Origin of the sequence: Puia sp. P3 (assembly GCF_050632245.1) — a bacterium.
Taxonomy (GTDB): domain Bacteria; phylum Bacteroidota; class Bacteroidia; order Chitinophagales; family Chitinophagaceae; genus Puia.
Map to the genome: position 1 here is coordinate 5059914 of NZ_CP192583.1, position 18565 is coordinate 5078478.

Genomic DNA, 18565 nt, shown 5'->3' on the forward strand with positions numbered 1-18565 from the left:
TACCGTACCTCCCAGATCCGATCATTTGCCGCAACCAGCTGTATTCCATATATTTATAGTATTGGCATGCAACCGGTAACACATAGCTCATGATCAGGAACTATTTTCTCATCGCGTGGCGCAACCTTCGCAAGAACAAGATTTACTCCGCCGTCAATATCATCGGACTGGCCACAGGCCTCGCCGTCTTCTGGCTCATGGCCCTCTACGTCACCGACGAGCTTAGCTATGACCGTTACCCGCCCAACGCCAGCCGCATCTACCGGGTCACCCACTCCGGTCAGTCGGGCGGCAACAGCTTCAACCTGGCCATCACGCCATCTTCTTTTGCGCCAACCCTGCTCAATGACTATCCGGAGATCGGGGACGCGGCCCGCATCGACGCCGAAGGCGGAGGCACCCTGGTCTATGGCGATAAAAAGATCCAGCGCAATGACATCTTCGCGGTGGACAACTCGCTGCTGAAGATCTTCGGTTTCCCCTTCCTCTACGGAGACGCCCAAAACGCACTCTCCACCCCGGGATCGATCGTCCTGACCCGAACCCTCGCCGAACAACTCTTCGGCAAGGCGGAAGACGCCCTCAACAAAACCATCATCCTCGACAACCAACTCCCTTCCAAAGTCACCGGCGTCATGCACGACCTGCCGGCGAACTCGCACCTATCCTTCAGCGCGCTCCGCTGGCTGAGCCCGCCCACCGACAACAGCCTCAACTCGTATCTGTATACATACATTCTTCTTAAAAAAGACGCCAATCCCGCCGCCCTGCAATCCCGACTGGCCGGATTCTACGACAGACACCTCAAAGCCCGCATGCAGCCCGGTACCCAGTATGCCATGGAGCTACAGCCCCTGACGTCCATCCACCTGCATTCGCACCTCGACTACGAAATGGCCCGCAACGGCGACGTCCGATACGTCTGGCTCTTCTCCGCCATCGCCTTTCTGGTGCTCATCATAGCCATTATCAACTATATCAATCTGGCCACCGCAAGGTCTTCCCTCCGCCTGAAAGAAATTGGCGTTCGCAAGGTCATCGGCTCCGGCCGCCGGCAACTGGCAATCCTCTTCCTTATCGAATCCGTCTTCTTCACCCTCCTCGCAGCCGCAATAGCCACAGTGCTGGCTACCCTCCTGACCCCCGCATTCAATACACTGTCCGGGAAAGAACTCAGCCTCTGGCAATTCGGCGCCATGAGAACCATCACGATCCTCATAACCTTTACACTCGCCACAGGCCTGCTCGGCGGCGCATACCCCGCGGCGTTCCTGTCCGGCTTCCATACTCTTCCTTCTCTCAAAGGGCAGCAGGGCGACCTCTCCGGAACGATCCTGTTCCGCAAATCACTGGTCACCTTCCAGTTCGTCGTCACCGTCTTCCTGATCGCAGGCTCAGCCATCATCTATCTTCAGTTACGATACATGCAGCACAAAGACCTTGGCTTCAACAAGGACCAGGTCCTCTCCTTTCATATTTCCAACAGGGACGTCCGCGAACACATCGAAGACTTCAAACAACAGATGCTAAAAGACCCCTCCGTCCAGGCCGCCGCCGCCGCGGGCAACCCCATCGGCAACAACGATATCGGTTCCACGGCGCTCTATTTTGAACAAAACACCACCACACCCGTCAAGGTCCAGACCTTCTACGTCGACGCCGACTACCTCCCCACGCTCCAGATAGGGCTGGCAGCAGGCCGCAATTTCTCCGCAACCCAGCCAACCGACCGGTTCCATTCCATACTTATCAACGAAACGCTGGCCCGCAGACTCGGATGGGCCAACGCAATTGGAAAAAGAGTACAATGGCCGAACAACGGCGGCGAGACCCAATTCGCCACGATCATCGGTGTAGTAAAAGACTTCAACATCTACAGCCTGCAGCATACCATCCAACCCCTCGTGCTGCAAATGCCGCCCGTAAGAAAAGAAGAAGATAACCTCTGCGTCCGTCTCAACCGCAGCCGGATCACACAGGGCTTACAATACATTGAATCGGTTTATAAAAAATGGGACGCAACAACCCCATTCGAATACCATTTCCTCGACGACAACTTCTCCCGGCAGTACGCCGCCGAGAGAAGACAGGGCAGCCTCCTGCTGACCTTCACCGCCCTCGCCATCCTGATCGCCTGCCTCGGCCTGTTTGGCCTGGTCACCTTCAGCGTCGGACAGCGCACAAAGGAAATAGGAGTAAGGAAAGTTCTCGGCGCCAGCGTTACCCGGATCGTGCTGCTGGTATCCAAAGACCTGATCAAACCCGTACTTCTCGCGTCCGCGATCAGCATCCCGCTGGCCTGGTTCGCAACCAGCCGCTGGCTCCAGGGCTTTGCCTATCATATATCCCTGAATATTGTCGTATTCCTCACCGCAGGAATCGTCGCGGCGCTGATCGCCATGTTCACCGTCGGATGGCAGGCCATGCGCGCCGCCAGGGCCAACCCCGCCGAAAGCCTCCGGACAGAGTAAAACGCCCAATTCCCGCTCATAAATCCACGGGGGCCGACCGCTCACATACCAAAAAGGGGTGGGAAATATCCCACCCCTCATAAGTAAAGGTTTTCACGGTGCTGGTATTTGAACAATTACATCTTCTTCATCATCTTGTGGCATTTCTCTGCCTCGTCGAGATGATGACGTAACACGTGCAGCGTGCTGTCAGCAAAACCACGGATATCAGCGTCCGAGCCGTTCTTCGACTCGTCTTCAAAAGCGCTGATCACTTTCTTGTGGTCAGAGATCATCATATCTATATAAGCCTTATCAAAATCTTTCCCCTGTTTCTTGTTAAGATCGTCCAGATCGGTTTGCTTATCCGAAGACAGCGTCGCTGGGAGGGTCAAATTCTTGGACGCGGCTATCATCTTCAACTTATCGGCCGCCGCCGTATGGTCCTTCACCATCATAGCCCCATAGTCCTTCACGTCCTGCGCCATCCCCTTCTGCTGCGCCATCTGCCCCGCCTGTATCTCGGTCATACCGGCATTGGCCGTATTAACCGCAAAATCCTGGTCCCCCTTGCTGACCGATGGAGGGATCGCCGGCGTCGCATTCGTCGTGCCGCTTCCCGCGCTATCCATCTTCGCATTATTGGAGTCCTTCGCCTGCGTCGTGCTATCAGAACTGCTGCCACCACAGCTAAAACAAAGGATTGCCAGAGACCCCATCAGTGTAAACTTTGCTAGATTTTTCATAAATGGCTGTTTTTCAGTTGAAAACTTTTACAAGCAAAAACTCAAAACCTATGCCACGGGTCCTCCCCACTCCATATCCCACCTCCCGGGTCACCCATACTCAACATCTCACCTCCCGCGTCACCCCTCCTCAACTCACCTCCCGGGTCACCCATACTCAACATCCCACCTCCCGCGTCAGGTCTTCCACACTCCACATCTCAACTCACCCCACTTACAACACTCTCCCCGCGTGAACCACGCGGTTCACACCACCGGGGATCCGGGGCCAACTATAACAAGGTCAGAACAAAACCCTCAGGCCGGGCGCGGGCAAGGACGAGACAATCAACAATCTATAGGCTAACCCACGAGCCGACAAGGGAACATCAACGAACAAAGGATACGGGGAGGGTGGTAATTCAAAGGAAGGACAGGCAAACATGGTTCCGGGTAGGAATAAAAAGGGCTTAGGCTACGGGGCGGTAGGAGAACATAGACATAGAAGTATCGGAAAGATGATAGGGCCGGTAACCACGACGGGTATTGAACATCCACGAATGCAGCTGATCTAGCAGATCCCTCCACCAGCCCGCATGCCTTGCAGGATCCGGAGTCTCGAAATAATCTGCCTTCGACATCCTCACCTTTATCAGAACAAGATGATTCGCCGCCAGCTCACGGATATCATCATGGACAAGATTGTTGATCTCTTCCGGGTCATCGACGATATACGCCTTGCCCAACACGTGCAGGAAGTACTGTCTCCCCTTTTTAAAAATTCCAGCTTGACGGGAAACTCCCTGTCAAACTCGTACAGCGCCTGCCGCGGCTTGGGTACAAAGAACCACATTTGTCCCAATTCGTCCACTTTCAGGACAGTTACGATAGTGGTGGCCATTCTCAGAAAGGGAAGTGCTTTGGCTGAAAAAAAGTGCATTCTTTAAATCCTGAATTTTTTCCTGTAAAAAATTCATATCGGATGGATTCGGCATAAAGGAGTTATTTTAACAGTATTTTTTCAAATTCAATACCACTTGCAACTACCCAAACCCATCCATCCGGAAATTACACATCCCGTTCATCCCCGATCTTTCATTATCAGGCACAACCGTGGCGTGAAAAAGAACAAGAGATCATTTCTTCTGTTTAACAGGACCACCGCCGCATGAGGAAAATATTACACAAACTAAAGGAGAGATAAACCCATCTGGCACAGTTTTTTAATACTATACCATGTCAATAAACCTGAAAGAATAAGATCAAGGACCCTGTTTCTACGGGGTCCTGTTTACTTTACGATTCAATCACTTATAATACATATACTATGATACGTAAACTTAAATCCGGGCAGTACCGCATCTATTCCAGAAAAATAGACCCCCGGACAAACAAACGCAAAAACCTCGGCACCTTCGAATCCCTAGAAGCCGCCCGCAAACAGGAACGGGAAATCCAGTACTTCAAACACCACTAACCCGACACCATCACCTGGCCGCCGGGCTATCGCCAGCCGCCATCACGCGGCCGCCAGCCACCGTCAACCACGGTCCTTGTCCCCAGTCTCCCCTACCACCTTAACCAACCTCTCCCTCGCCCGCTCCAACGACCACAGCTGTCTCTCCACCAGGTCCTGCAGATTCCGGGGCAACGCACCGCTATCCAGCGCGTGCCTGTATACCTGCTGTATCAACTCCTCCCCATGTACGCAGGCCGCACACCGGCTAACCAGCGTCTCCCCGTCAAAATTGACCTTACCATTCAACCAGTGCAGATACAACTTGCCGGCGATCGTCGACTGCGTCACAGGCGCACCGCCCATCCGGATCACCTCCGCATGCAGATCATTCACATACGACCTGCTATCCGTCGCTAGCCGGTAAAAAACATCTCTGATCTCCGGACCAGAACTCATCTCCTCGTGAGCAGCCTTTTCGTAGGCCGTTATACGATCGATATTTACACGGATAAGATCGTTCAGAACACTCAATACCCGATTTTGCTGCCCGGAGGTTTTTCGCAGACGGCCCCAATGAGGCCCCCGCCCAGGTAGATTCGCTTTCATAACACACGCTTTAGATTCTCAGATAAGCCCGGCGCCAAAGCTCCGCACTCTGGGAACAGATCGTTTAACAGGGTCCCCTGCCGGCAAGACGTTAAAAAAATATGCCATACTAACCCCAACCCCCACCCAGAGTCCCTTCCCGCCTTCCCAACTACCAAACTTCGTGGAAAACTTTCCCAAATTGTAGAAGTCGCCACACATCCGCGTCAACCACACTCATTCCCCGCGCCAACCGCGGCCACACCCCTCAACCACTCATTCCCCGCGTGACCGCGGCCACACCCCTCAACCACCACTCCCCGCGTGCACCACCCCTACACTAAAAAGGATACCCAATCGCCAGATTCAACACCATATTCGATATATCCGTCACCGCATGAAAATTCCACTTCTTATCCCCCTCCACCCACGGAAACCTCACCGGCGCCGCCACATCCACCCGCAACACCAGGATCGAAAGATCAAACCTCAACCCCGTCCCCACCCCAACAGCCACATCATTCAAAAAATGTGATGTAAACTCCGCACCAGGCCTCGAACTATCCGCCCTCCGCGTCCACACATTCCCCATATCCGTAAACACCGCCCACCGCACCAGCGAAAACAACTTACACCGATACTCAAAATTCATCTCCAGCTTGATATCCCCTGGCTGATCCGGCAACAACGGTATCTGATTCGGATTCCCCGCATAATAACTCCCCGGCCCCAACGCCCTCGACCGGAACGCCCGGATATCATTCGTACCCCCGCAAAGAACTGCTTGATAAAAGGCAACGCCACACTATTCCCATACGCAATTCCAATCCCCCCGTGACCCGCGAAACAAACTGACTATACTGCCCCAATCGCAAATAATGCCTGAAATCCGCCTCCAGCCGGACAAACTGCGCCAGCGGCACATTGAACAGCTCCCGAACCTTCCCCTTCTCCGCATTCGCCCCCGACACCAGACCTATCAGATTGTTCGACAGATCCACCGTCCCGTTGAAATAATAATTGTTCAGCCGCCTGTTCGCCCGCGTCTGCGAATTATAGTTGAAATTGTAGGAAGGCCCGATGATGAACTGCTTCTCGATCGCCCGCGCCAGCATAATATTCGAATCCAGACGCTTCTGATACAACGGATCGATGTGTGTCGGCCGGACATAATTGATGCCCAGTATCGTCAGCTGATTCTCCGAATTCAGCCGGTTCTTAAAAATATACCCAAAACTTCCCCTTGCCGACCGCAGCGTATACTCCGAACTCCGGTCGAAAATATCATACGCCATATTGATCCTCGTCTTCGGCACAAAAGCTGAACTCGTATTCAGGTCGAACGGCGAAATGATCCTCGGCACATACAAATTCAGGTCCACCCCCGCCCTCTTCGTACTCACTTTCTGCCCCAGCCCGATGAACTGCTCCTCCAGCCCGCCGTAAATACTCGCCGTAAACAACTCCGCCCCCCGGAAAAAATTCCGGTGACGCCACGACAGCGACAACTCCGTACCCGTCGTATTGTCCGAACGCGTCAACCCCGACGCCTCGAACCGGATCGACTTCTTCGCGCCAGGCGTCAGATAGTAATAGGCATCCAGCACACTATTCGTATCCGCCTCCGACGCCGGCTGGAACCGGGCTTTTACGAACTTGAACACACCCAGACTCACCAGCCTGCTCAGCGAAAGATTGTGATCGTCCCGCTTGTACAGATCACCCGGCTTGAACACCAGCGTCTTCTGGAACACCAGCGACCGCAGAAAATGCGCCGTGTCGATGATACGGTATCCCTCCGGTGTCGTATATGCCCGTTTCAGGCTTGTATCCGACCGGATATCGTAATTCGCAAACACCACCACACGCCCGATATGATAAGCATTAAAAGCAGCATCCGGCGTCTCGTCCTTCAGATCCAGACGCAGGTCGACCTTATGGCCCCCCACCGTAGTATCCGCATTCACGATAATATCATCCGGATTGAAGAAAAAGAAACCGCGGTTCTTCAGCCGCCCGTCGATCCGCTCCCGCTCCTGCCGGATCACCGCCAGGTCATAAAAGTCGCCCGGCTTCAGCAGCGACCGCCGACGAAGCGTATCATTTGGACGACGACGCCTCTTGCGGGCAAACGCCCCCTTCCATACACTGTCGATCGTCCTCCCGAGCAGATCCGTAGAATCCGTCGGAAAACTAACGTTCCGGATAACATAGCGCGGCCCTATCTGCGCAGTATACGTCGCCGTCAGATGCTTGTCCTTTACCTTCGTATCCGTGACCACGGTATCGTGAAACCAGCCCTTGTTCTCCAGATGGTTCTGCAGCACGTCCGCATTCTTCTTGATCAGCGACTCCGAAGCCAGCACCGGCGCCTCTCCCACCTTATACTTCAGCCAGTGCTTGAACCCCTTGTCCTTCTTCGGCGTGCCCGCAATATTGTAGATCCACAGCTTAAGCCGGAAGCCAAGGAACTTGCCGTTCAGCTTCGGCCGCAGCAGATCGCCCAGCTCATCTTTCAGCCCCTTCTTCTCTTTCTTCTTCATCGGGACCGACGACTCTATCTTCACCACATTACCGGTATATAGGGTCTGCCCCGCACTCAAATATTTGGATTCGTGACAGGCCGACAAACACAACATTAGACACAACCCGGCAACCCATAGTTTCATTCCTTTCATTTTCATTGTTTTGATGCCGCGCTTTTTGCTGGTTTACTGATTGTCCTTTCCTGCAATTTCTCGTCCCGGGTCTTTCCGAACAACTCCCTCAGACGATTATAGTCGAAGGTCAGTATGAAACTTACCCCCGTTTCCACCACCTGCCCCTCGATGACGGCCTCATACTGGTTCTTCCGGTAGGCCCGCACCATATACCTGCCATCCTTGGTCAGCTTGTAGTCCACCGCCACATCCCCCGCAATATTTGACGCACTCTGCCCCGCTGCCCCCGTTCCCTGCACGTCGAAATTACTGCCCACGCTGACCTGTATCCGGTCGCTGAACAGCCGCTTGCTTACCGAAACATTCAGTTCGGTATAGTCCTGCTCCGTCCCCGTACTATAATCCTGCTGATTGTTCAGGTCAAAATTAATATCGACGCCCTTGATCAAACTCGCCGCCAGCTGGTTCAGCTGATTGGTCAGTATCTGGCTCGCGCTCTGGAAAGCCATATTGCCCAGCGTGCTTCCCCCTCCCGCCTGGCTCTGCAGTGGGTCCTCCCCGACAAATCTGTTCAACAGCAACAACGCGAACACCTGCTTGTCCAGCTCCGACTCCTGCGTCCTTATCTGCTGCAGCTTCTGGTCCACGTCCGGCCACAACGATAAATAATTTGTCGGCAGCGTAATGTCAAACGTGATCTTCGGCTTCAGCAGCTCGCCCTCCATCTTCAGCGTGACCAGAAAAGGCAGCTTCTGCTTGAACTTGTTGATATCCGTCTGACTCCGCCCGGCGATCTCGTTCGCGATCAGATCGATGGAAGGCGTGTTCGCCGTATAGGTAGCGTTCAGATCGATAGTCGCCGAATACGGATCTCCCGTCCACGTGATGGTACTCCCCCGAACAATAGCGAACTTCCGCTTCAGCGCCTGCAGCGAAAGATTGTACGCACCGCTCTCGACCTCATAGCTCCCCGTAAGGGTCATCTTCCCGCTCTTGTCCATGCCAAAAACTAAATTTGACCTCCCCCTCGCCGTCAGCTGATCCCCCGTCCGCTCATCCACCACCATCGTAAATACGGCACTGCTGTCCGTCGATATATTCATACTCAGGTCCACCCCCGTAACGGCATGCTTTACATGCACCAATTTTGACTTATCCACCAGCGAATCTCCACGCGCATTGACAAATCGTACCACTCCCTGTCTGTCCACCACCTCCGGATCACTCCCCGGCAACACAAAAGAAATCGGTCTGCCTGTTCACCCGCAGGTCGCCATCCACCTTCGGCGAAACCATATCCCCCTGCAGATTGATCGCCGCATCGATATTCAATTTGCCATAGAATTCCTGGTTGCCCGACTCAGGCGCATTCACCAGCCGGAAATTCGCCGCGTTCAGCGACATATCGAACCCATACTTACGGTAGTCCTTAGTAAACACGTTACCGTCGATCGTCAGCTTGTTCCCCGCCGAATCCGACATCCGGAACTTGCTGAAGTTAAATCCGTCCTCGTCAAACTCTATCCGGTCATTCGACAGCACGAGCGGCTCCCCGCTGATCACCGGCGTCAGCCTCGCACTGTCAAAATTCAGATTGCCGCGCAACAGCGGCTTGTCCAGCGTCCCCGACAAAGCCAGCTGCCCCTTCAGAAATCCCCGCATCCCCTGCACCTGGCCCGCAGCAGGCCCGTTCAGACTCGCCAGATTCAGTTGGTTCAGCAGGACCTTTAAATCCATCCTCCCCTCACCCGTATAATATTCCCCCTGTATCTTTACGTCGTTCTTATTCCCCGTCAGGGCTATATCCGCAGAGAACGCATTCGCTTTTTCATTATTTACCTTTACCGCGATATCCCCCACCGTATCCGCCCGGTACGAAAACCCCGCAATGACAAGATCCGCCGTAAACACAGGATTGCTCATCACATCCTTCACCACCGCATGGCCGTTCAGCGTCCCGTCCAGCAGCAACGAATCCTGATTCGCCATCCGCGTCAGCGTCCCCAGCCGGAAATTCGCAAATCGTACATCGATAGGCGAGTTCGGAGACGCCGGGTTACTGTTTACAGACAGCGAATCTCTCTTATTCGAAATACCCAGCTCATGAATGACAATACCCGCGGAGTCATATAAAAATAATTCGCGGTGTTCACCTGCCAGCGATCATAGTTCAGCACCAGACTATCCGGATTGAGCACGAACTTCAGCCCGTCATCCAGCTTGTCCAGCTGCCCCGACAGCCGGTACCGTTCCTTGTCCTTCCTGTCCCTCAGTACCAGCGAACTCACCAGGTGATTGTCCTTCAGATACCCTCCCAGCGAGGTCCGGTAGAACTCGAGCCCGCTGCCATTCCCGTCCGTCATCCCAATCGCATAATTCAGCTGTCCGTCTGCCGTCGCCACATGCACGCCGACATTGTGAAACCGCTGCCCGCCCACAACGACCCGCGGCGTACGCAGATCGAGGCGCAGATCGTCCCTGTCGCTGTTAAAGACCATTATTCCCCCAAGGCTATCGGTATTCTTTAAAGAAGGCATCAGCGCCAGCACCAGCGGCGAAGGTCGAAAATGCATCGTCATCGTCCAGTCCTGCGCCGCAAACGAAGTATCCTTGTATCCATTGAGACGGTAGTACCGGTTGATCACATGCTGCAGCGCCACACCCGTCTCCGTCAGCCTGTATTTGCCTTTCCAATTGATATCCGCCGCCTCCGACCGTAAAACAATATTTTGAATGTCATTGTCTCTACTCGCCACCAGCGAGACCGTATCCGTCGACAAATGCTGGACGCCACGGGTCACCCCTACCCCATATAACTTCAGATCCCCCTGCAGCGAATCCGGGTTGATATCCGCAAAGTCCGCGTGGACATGCCCCCTGAATGCCATCGTATCTTTTAGAAGATGAAGGGCGAACATATCCACCGTATCGACCTGCCAGTCCAGCTTTAGCGCCGGCCACTTCCGCGAAAGGTCCGCGGACCCTTCCAGCTCAAAATGCACCGCTGTGGAATTGATCGAAGACTTCAGCTCGGCGTGCTGATCCGCCAGACTCCCGTCGATCGCAGCCCCTTCATAAGCGTAACCCCTGTATACAGCCGAATGCACTCTCCCGCTAAACACGGCATTCGCCGTATGCTGATCATATCCTTTACCCTTCACGGTAAAATGCGCGGTAGCAGCCCCATACACACTGTCTTTCAGAATTTTCCCCAAATTCAACCCCTTCGTGTCCAGAACAAGATCATAGCTCGCATTGCTGGCGGACCTGAACTGCCGCATATACCCCTTCAGCCGCACCATACCCGAAGAAGTATTCAGCACCATATCGGTCTGAAACCCCTCCATGTTCCCCGCCACCTTCCCGCGCAGGTCAAATCGCGACGGGACCTCGATATTCGCCGGCAACACCCCCTTGGGCAACAACCCCACCAATGCATCCCGGCTGCCCGACAGCTGACGGATGTTCAGGTCGGCGCTGATCCTGCTCGTATCCATCGGATGCAACAATTTCCCGGTAACATCCAGCCGCAGGTCCCGGATCCCGCTGAACCGAAGTCGCTGTATATTCAGCACATCCAGCGTCCCCGTAGTCCGGGCATCGATATTCCAAACCGCACTGGGATTGGCAAAAGCCGGTTGTGATGCCAGAAAAGGCGCGAAATACAGTATATCCCGAACCTGCACTTTACTGTTCACCAGGTCGACATCCAGCCTGGTCCGCGCAGGATGCTTCACGATCCCCATCACCGAGTCATACTCCATCGCCGCGGCGCGCTGTAGTAAACTCCCCGGCGTCCGCACCAGCAGGTCCTTCAGCCAAACTCTCCGGTCCGAATAAAAGAAGCGCGTCTGCAGCTGATCCAACCGGAAACCCGACTGCTCGCTGAACTCCCCTCTGCTGATATGCCCGCTGATCGAATCGGCGCTATAGGAGAAATTGTCCGCACTCAACCCCAGCCCCTTCACGGCCAGATGCGCATAGTCCATTCCCCTCTTCTGCTTCTTCTGGCTATTGTCGTCATAGCGTAAGTCCGTACTATCCGCCTCTATCCTGCTCACCTCAAACCCCATTTTCTCCAGATCCACCCTCTTCACCTGCGCCGCCAATTCCCCAACCTTCACCTCCGCCCGCATCTCGCCACTACCATACTCCAAATAACTATCCTTCACACCAATCCTCCCTAATCTCAACAACAAAGGCGGCGCAGACGAGGACTTCGTCGGAGCGTCGTCCCTCGCTCCTTCTCGTCCGTTCCCTTCGCGGGGCTCGGGAATCGAAGATGCCGCAGGCCGCGTCAGCGGCCTCCCCTGAATAACCCTCCCCCTCAATCCACTCACCTCAATAGAAGGCACCCCATATCTCCCTCCGGCAACATCCAATGTATCCAGCTTCGTCTCATTATGCCCCAAAAACACCTCCACATCATTCCCCGTAACCGTATCCTTATAAACCATCCTGATCCGGTTCATCACCAGATCATGCAACGCCATCTTCATCGGCGCCGAAGCCGCAGTGTCCTTCGGGGCAGAACTCCCCCAACAAAAGCATCCACAATGAACTGGAAATTAAAGGCGGTATCCGGCAGCTCCCGGCGGATCTTCATCGTTATATCCCCCAACTCCACCCGCTTGATATCAAGATTATTATGCAAAAGCCCCAGCACATAAAGGTTGACATCGATCAGCCCCGCCGACAACAGCGTATCCTGCCGGCGATCCCCGACAAACACATCCCTCAGCGTCACCGAATGCAGAAAGTTGATCCTTAGCCCGCCGATCCGCACAGCCGTATTCAGCTTCCGGGACAGATAAGTCTCCGCCTTCGCCCGAACAATATTCTGGACCCACGGCGTCTGCACCAGCAGCAACACGATGACCACAACTATAATGATCGTCAACAGGGTTTTCCCAACAATTCTCGCCAACCGGCGGGGCAGTGACCTCGGACTTGCGGTTTGGCGTGTACCCATAGATAGTAATTCTGAATAATATTTAAGATAGGCTAATACCGGAACCTGGCAAAATACAGACCACAAAAGCCACACTTGCTCAAGCTAGGTGGATCCTTTTAGAATCCGTTGTCAGTCAATTGATTTGTAACCTTTTTTCTACAAGACCGTATCTGATTTTCCCCAGGCGCCTGACCGCGGCCCGCGCTTTGCGCCTTGAAGCCAGCAACTTAGCTTTTGGTCCCTCATTTGTCGTCTTTCCACTACAATTTCTAAAACCAGGGTATCATGCTGAAGCAAGTACAAACGCAAAAACAGCAACACACCATTCTGCCTCAACAGATCGAATTGCTAAATCTCTTCCATCTGAATACCCTTGAACTGGAACAACGGATACAGGACGAACTCAGCGAGAACCCAGCCCTCGAAGAACTGGGCTCCGGCGACGACGCCCTCGGCGACAAGTTCTCCAAAGACGCTGTCCAGGACTTTCAGGGTTACGAGGAGTATTGCTACGACGACATCCCCGACTACAAGACGGAGTACAACAATTATATCAACACCGAAAAGGTCCCGGAAAAACCGATTGCCGAAGTTCCCGACTTTCGGGAAGAATTGAAAAAGCAATGCCGGTTTCTCGACGTCCCCGAGGATAAATACTACCTGTACGACTTCCTGATCGACTCCATCAACGAAAACGGCTTCCTCGAACAGGACCTCGAAGAACTGGCCTCAGAGCTGTCCTTCAAACGGAAGGTCTGGATAGAGACCGACGAACTCGAAAACGCCCTCCATCTGATCCGCGAACTCGAGCCCGTAGGCGCCGGCTGCCGCAGCCTCCAGGAGTACATGCTCCTCCAGCTGAGCAGGATGAATACAAAAAGACCGGACGTCAAAATGGCCATCACCCTCCTCGGCAACCATTTCCAGGACCTCCGCAGCTGCAATCTGGACAAACTCCGCAAACAGCTGGGCCTCGAAGAAGACGAGATCCGCATCGTCCTCGAACTCCTCGGCCCATCTCCGGACCCGGCCCTTCAACCCGGAGACCAGCGCCATGCAGGCCAACCCCTCCATCCTCCCCGACTTCGTGATCCTTGACCAGGGCGACACCCTCGAACTGGCCCTCTACCGCCAACGCAGTGCTAACCTGCATATCAGCCAGTCCTGGATGGAAATGGTACAGCAGACCGCACAGAACGCCACCGCCGACCGGTCGACCAAACAATACCTTCGCAGCAAGTTGTCCTCTGCCCAGTGGTTCATCAACGCCATTCAGCAGCGGGAATCTAACATGCTCAAGATCATGCAGGCCATCGTGGATATGCAGTTCGACTACTTTAAATACGGCGATATCCTTATGCTCAAGCCGATGAAACTAAAGGACATCGCCGACAAGGTAAAAGTAGATATCTCCACCGTCTCCCGCCTTACCTGCAACAAATATGCGGAGACACCCTTCGGGACCGTCCTGCTGAAGGACCTCTTCACCGAAGGTATCGTTAACCAGGAAGGCACCAACATCAGCAACAAGGTCATCCAAAATATCATTGGTGAGGTCATACAGACCGAAGACAAGAAAGCACCATACACGGACCGCCAGCTCGTCGCTATTCTCGCGGAAAAAGGATACAATATTGCCCGGCGAACCGTCGCCAAATACCGTGAACTCATGAACATACCCGTCGCTCAGGTGCGAGGCCTCTGGAACTGACTCAATAAAAAAACCCCGCGACAGCGGGGTTTCTCTTTCTCAAAAATATCATGTCTTAAAATCCAAACCCCACATAGAAATTAAACCCCGCATTCTTCGAATTCTTCGTCAGCGCACCGGTCAGATTGTCGTCCTTGCCAATATGCGAAAGACCATAATTATACCTCGCGCCAATAGTGAAATTCTCGATATCGAAAGCGGCGCCGCCGGCAAGACCGAAATCCCAGCGGTTAAAATCGCCCGTACTCAGCTCGGTAGCACCAACCACGGTTCCCTGATCATTTACATTCTTGATATTCGCATTCACCAGATATGCCGCATAACCACCGGCGTGAATACTGAAATTAGGAGCGATGTTCACAACAGCCAGCAGCGGCAATTCCATATAACCCAGATTGAATCTGTATTCGCCGCTACCCTGCGCGAAATTGTTATAATCCTCCTTCGCCCCCTTCAGGCTATACAGCAGCTCAGGCTGGATGGAAAAACCCCTGGTCACCGGCAATTTGGCAAAAACCCCGGCGTTGAAACCGGCCTTCATATGCTCGGTGGACACGTCGGCGACATAAAGATTTGTCAGGTTCAGTCCGCCTTTTATCCCGAACTTTGCCTTTAGACTGCTCTCGGTCGTTGTCTGCTGCTCCTGCGCACGGGCCGCCGTCGACGCGAGCAGCAACCCTCCCACAATGAAAACTACAAATTGTCTTTTCATAAAAGATTATTTAGTTCCCTGTAAAATATTCAATTGTTGTGCCTGGCATAACAATTACTAAACCAATAAAAAAAGGAAACTATGAGATCGATTTGGACCGGGGCTATCGGCTTTGGCCTGGTGAATATCCCCATCAAAATGTACAGCGCCGTACAAGGCAGCGAACTTGACCTCGACATGCTCGACAAAAAAGACCATTCCAACATCCGCTTCAAGCGCGTCAACGAAAAGACCGGCAAGGAAGTCGCATGGGAGAACATCATCAAGGGCTACAAGCTCAACGACCAGTACGTCATCCTCACCGACGAAGACTTCGCCAAGGCGAGCCCCGAAAAATCGAAGATCATCGAGATCAACGAATTCGTGGAAGAGACAAAGATCGACAGCATCTACTACGAGACCCCCTACTACCTCGAACCGGACAAGTCAGGGGCAAAAGCATATGCCCTTCTCCGTGAAGCGCTCCACAAGACCGGCAAGGTCGGCTTTGGCAGCTTCGTCCTCCGCAACAAGGAAGGCCTCTGCCTGATCAAGCCGATGGAGAATATCCTCGTCCTCTGCCGAATCCGCTGGGCCCGAGGAGATCCGCGGCACCGACGAACTCAACGTCCCCGCCGGCAACCCCAAACCCGCCGAAATGAAAATGGCCGTCGAACTCATCAACCAGCTCTCCGGCCCCTTCGACATCGCCAAATACAAGGACACCTATACCGACGAACTGCTCAAATTAATAAAAGCAAAGGCTAAAGGAAAGAAGATCGCCGAACCCAAACTCAAGGTCGTACACCGGCAGAGCGAAGACCTGTTGTCCCAGCCGAAAGCCAGCCTCAAGGGACGCAAGGCCAGCTAGGCCGGTCCCCGGACTCTTTTTTCATATCAGCTCTCTCGACTCTTTTTTCAGGATAAACACGGCCTGCGACGACGGCCGTATCCCATACCCATGCTCCATCGCATAGGCCTTGGTAAACTCCGCCCCGAAATAAAGGATAATGCTGGAATAATATACCCAGGTCAGTATAACGATGATCGACGCCGCAGCCCCATACATCAGACCTATATTGGAATGGCCGAGATACAGCCCGATACCCGCCTTCCCCAGCATAAAGAACAACGCAGTAAATACCGCCCCGATAAAGGCATCCTTCCACCGGATCGTCGCATCCGGGAGCACCCGGAAAATGATCATGAACAGAAGGACGAATACCGCCAGCACAAGCGCCAGATTCACCCAGTAAAAGAACAGGACCGTGAACTGAGAGAAATAATGCTGCAGCCACGCGCTCAGCAGATCCATCAGCGAATTGACCAGCAGTGATACCATCGAAATGAACCCAAACCCGACGATCAGGGAAAAAGACATCAGCCGGTTGACGATCAGCTTCAGCCATCCCTTCTTCGGCTTGGCCTGTACCGACCACATATAGTTGATCGAACTCTGTATCTCCGTGAATACCCCCGTGGCGCCGATCACCAGCACGATCCCACCGAACACCGCCCCTGCCACCGTATGCCTCGACCGCAGCGTATATTTGATGATCTCCTGTATCTGCGACGCAGCCGCACTCCCCACCATCCCTTTGATCTGCTCGTATACCCTCCCCTGCACCGCATCATGTCCCCAAAAGATCCCAACCAGCGAGATAACGAGGATGACCAGCGGCCCCATCGCAAAGACCATCGAATACGACAGAGACGCCGCCAGCTTGAATCCGTTGTCGTTATTGAAGTCGATCGCCCCCTTCTTTATGGCAGTCCAGACCGACCCGATTTTGAACTTCTTCTTCATGCACTAAGAATTAGCAAGATTGAGACCAGACACTCGCGGCCAAATGTAGACTTTATTCCCCAAAAACGGCCCCCGAAGCCATTTTCAGCCGCCTAAAAAATTGGCAAGCATTTTTCAATACTACCCACGGACAGACATCAAATTCCTTACTTACTTAAAATCATTTTTTATGAGCGGACTCCTTTATCTGATTGCGGTAATACTCATCATAGGATGGCTATTAGGCGTATTTGTTTACAGCGTAGGTGGCCTCATCCACGTACTGATCGTACTGGCGATCATCTCCCTGGTACTCGGTATCATAAGGCGAGCCTGAGCAAGTGCCTAAGCAAAAGCCGGTCGCCAATGGCCGGCCGGCTTTTCCATTTATAAAATCTGTGAATATACCTTGGACCAACTCAAATTCGCCTCGCCGCTACGCATCGCCTCGATCCTGATCATCCTGGTCATCTGCTTTGTCATCCTTTCATGGGCAGCCGACGTCATCGTACCCCTGCTTTTCTCCCTGATCTTTTCTTCCATGCTCTTCCCCATCTGCTTCCGCCTCGAAAAATGGGGATGTCATAAGGGACTCGCGGCTTTCACCTCCATTCTCGTAGCCGGCGTCGTGACTGCGATCTTCCTCGGCGTCGTCGTGACACAACTCATACACCTCGTCGAACAGGCCCCCCAGTTCATCCGGCGCATCTCCGACCTCAGCGACAAAGCCGAATCTTTCATCGCCCAACGCTACCACATCGAGAAATCCGCTCAGGCTGACCATATCCACCAACAACTGGGTAAATTGCTGGACAACAGCAGCACCTACTTCTCTTCGACCATGACCTTTACGAGCAACCTGCTCACGAACTTCGTGCTCATCCTCCTGTTCAGTTTTTTCCTCCTGTACCTCCGGGTCTTCTTCCTCGAATTTTTCTACAAAGTGTTCGCATCATCCGAAAAATCTTTGATCGACGAGACCCTGCAAAAGATCTACGAGGTCATCCAGAACTACCTCCTCGGCCTGCTTAAAGTCATTTGTATCATCGGTACACTCAACTCGGTCGGCCTCTGGATCCTCGGCATCGAATCCCCCTCTTCTTCGGCTTCCTCGGCGGCCTCCTGGTCATCATTCCCTATATCGGCATCCTCATTGGCTCCGCCCTCCCCGTCATCGTCGCCCTCGTCACAAAAGATTCCTACTGGTATGCCGTCGGCGTCTTCGCCGTATTCCTCTTCGTACACATCCTCGAAGGCAACCTCATTACCCCTTATGTGGTCGGCTCCAAGGTCAGCATCAATCCCCTCGTCGCCGTCTTCGCCCTGCTGCTGTTCGGCAAGCTCTGGGGCCTCGCGGGCCTCATCCTCGCCCTGCCCGTCACCGCCATCTGCAAGATCATCTTCGACACACTTCCCGGCTTCAAGGCAGTAGGTTTTCTCCTGGGCAAACCCCAGAAATACCACTTCAAGCGACACTCCATTCTTTATACGAAGCTAAAAAGCCGCAACAACGGCGGCAACGCGATCACCCCAACGGACTGACC

Annotated in this window: 16 protein-coding genes and 1 pseudogene; 6 read left to right on the forward strand and 11 right to left on the reverse strand. The window is 53.6% G+C overall.

Going from position 1 to position 18565, the window contains the following annotated elements:
* Window positions 1–89: 89 nt before the first annotated feature.
* Window positions 90–2471: an ABC transporter permease gene (locus tag ACQ86N_RS31645; RefSeq protein WP_431210520.1), complete on the forward strand. Its 2382-nt coding sequence runs from the start codon at window positions 90–92 to the stop codon at window positions 2469–2471.
* Between the two features lie 116 nt (window positions 2472–2587).
* Here the strand turns inward: ACQ86N_RS31645 and ACQ86N_RS31650 are convergent, their stop codons facing one another.
* The 9 genes from ACQ86N_RS31650 to ACQ86N_RS31690 form a co-directional block, all read right to left on the reverse strand.
* Entirely contained in the window at window positions 2588–3196 is a 609-nt protein-coding gene (locus ACQ86N_RS31650; RefSeq protein WP_431210521.1) for a DUF4142 domain-containing protein, read from the reverse strand.
* A gap of 449 nt (window positions 3197–3645) precedes the next feature.
* The gene (locus ACQ86N_RS31655; RefSeq protein WP_431210522.1) at window positions 3646–3924 is read right to left on the reverse strand and encodes a hypothetical protein; all 279 of its coding nucleotides are present in this window, start codon (window positions 3922–3924) and stop codon (window positions 3646–3648) included.
* A 791-nt stretch (window positions 3925–4715) separates the two neighbouring features.
* Complete coding sequence (locus tag ACQ86N_RS31660) at window positions 4716–5240, reverse strand: PA2169 family four-helix-bundle protein (RefSeq protein WP_431210523.1); 525 nt, start codon at window positions 5238–5240, stop codon at window positions 4716–4718.
* 319 nt (window positions 5241–5559) lie between these two features.
* Window positions 5560–5976 carry a BamA/TamA family outer membrane protein gene (locus ACQ86N_RS31665; RefSeq protein ID WP_431217680.1) on the reverse strand — a complete coding sequence of 139 codons (417 nt, stop codon included), beginning with the start codon at window positions 5974–5976 and terminating at the stop codon, window positions 5560–5562.
* A 1-nt stretch (window position 5977) separates the two neighbouring features.
* Entirely contained in the window at window positions 5978–7888 is a 1911-nt protein-coding gene (locus tag ACQ86N_RS31670) for a POTRA domain-containing protein (RefSeq protein ID WP_431210524.1), read from the reverse strand.
* 11 nt (window positions 7889–7899) lie between these two features.
* Window positions 7900–9093 (reverse strand): translocation/assembly module TamB domain-containing protein, encoded by a 1194-nt coding sequence (locus ACQ86N_RS31675; protein ID WP_431210525.1) that lies wholly within the window; start codon window positions 9091–9093, stop codon window positions 7900–7902.
* Between the two features lie 7 nt (window positions 9094–9100).
* Window positions 9101–9868 carry a translocation/assembly module TamB domain-containing protein gene (locus ACQ86N_RS31680; protein ID WP_431210526.1) on the reverse strand — a complete coding sequence of 256 codons (768 nt, stop codon included), beginning with the start codon at window positions 9866–9868 and terminating at the stop codon, window positions 9101–9103.
* A 74-nt stretch (window positions 9869–9942) separates the two neighbouring features.
* Complete coding sequence (locus ACQ86N_RS31685) at window positions 9943–12378, reverse strand: hypothetical protein (RefSeq protein ID WP_431210527.1); 2436 nt, start codon at window positions 12376–12378, stop codon at window positions 9943–9945.
* A complete protein-coding gene (locus tag ACQ86N_RS31690; RefSeq protein WP_431210528.1) occupies window positions 12375–12779 on the reverse strand; it encodes a hypothetical protein in 405 nt (134 codons plus the stop codon). The genes ACQ86N_RS31685 and ACQ86N_RS31690 overlap by 4 nt, the downstream gene beginning before the upstream one ends.
* 339 nt (window positions 12780–13118) lie before the next feature.
* Between ACQ86N_RS31690 and ACQ86N_RS31695 the strand changes: the two genes are divergently transcribed.
* On the forward strand, window positions 13119–13931 hold the full coding sequence (locus ACQ86N_RS31695; RefSeq protein WP_431210529.1) for a hypothetical protein: 813 nt from the start codon (window positions 13119–13121) through the stop codon (window positions 13929–13931).
* Window positions 13888–14544: a hypothetical protein gene (locus ACQ86N_RS31700; protein WP_431210530.1), complete on the forward strand. Its 657-nt coding sequence runs from the start codon at window positions 13888–13890 to the stop codon at window positions 14542–14544. Before ACQ86N_RS31695 ends, ACQ86N_RS31700 begins: the two co-directional genes overlap by 44 nt.
* A 55-nt stretch (window positions 14545–14599) precedes the next feature.
* Here the strand turns inward: ACQ86N_RS31700 and ACQ86N_RS31705 are convergent, their stop codons facing one another.
* The gene (locus ACQ86N_RS31705) at window positions 14600–15256 is read right to left on the reverse strand and encodes a porin family protein (RefSeq protein ID WP_431210531.1); all 657 of its coding nucleotides are present in this window, start codon (window positions 15254–15256) and stop codon (window positions 14600–14602) included.
* Window positions 15257–15337: 81 nt separating this feature from the next.
* Between ACQ86N_RS31705 and ACQ86N_RS31710 the strand changes: the two genes are divergently transcribed.
* A complete protein-coding gene (locus tag ACQ86N_RS31710; RefSeq protein ID WP_431210532.1) occupies window positions 15338–16003 on the forward strand; it encodes a Ku protein in 666 nt (221 codons plus the stop codon).
* A 124-nt stretch (window positions 16004–16127) separates the two neighbouring features.
* Here ACQ86N_RS31710 and ACQ86N_RS31715 read toward each other — a convergent pair whose 3' ends face one another.
* Window positions 16128–17042 carry a YihY/virulence factor BrkB family protein gene (locus ACQ86N_RS31715; protein ID WP_431210533.1) on the reverse strand — a complete coding sequence of 305 codons (915 nt, stop codon included), beginning with the start codon at window positions 17040–17042 and terminating at the stop codon, window positions 16128–16130.
* 169 nt (window positions 17043–17211) lie between these two features.
* Between ACQ86N_RS31715 and ACQ86N_RS31720 the strand changes: the two genes are divergently transcribed.
* Together ACQ86N_RS31720 and ACQ86N_RS31725 are read left to right on the forward strand one after the other, a co-directional pair.
* Entirely contained in the window at window positions 17212–17358 is a 147-nt protein-coding gene (locus tag ACQ86N_RS31720) for a lmo0937 family membrane protein (protein ID WP_431210534.1), read from the forward strand.
* Between the two features lie 72 nt (window positions 17359–17430).
* Window positions 17431–18563, forward strand: a pseudogene (locus tag ACQ86N_RS31725) (AI-2E family transporter).
* The last annotated feature ends 2 nt before the right edge of the window (window positions 18564–18565 follow it).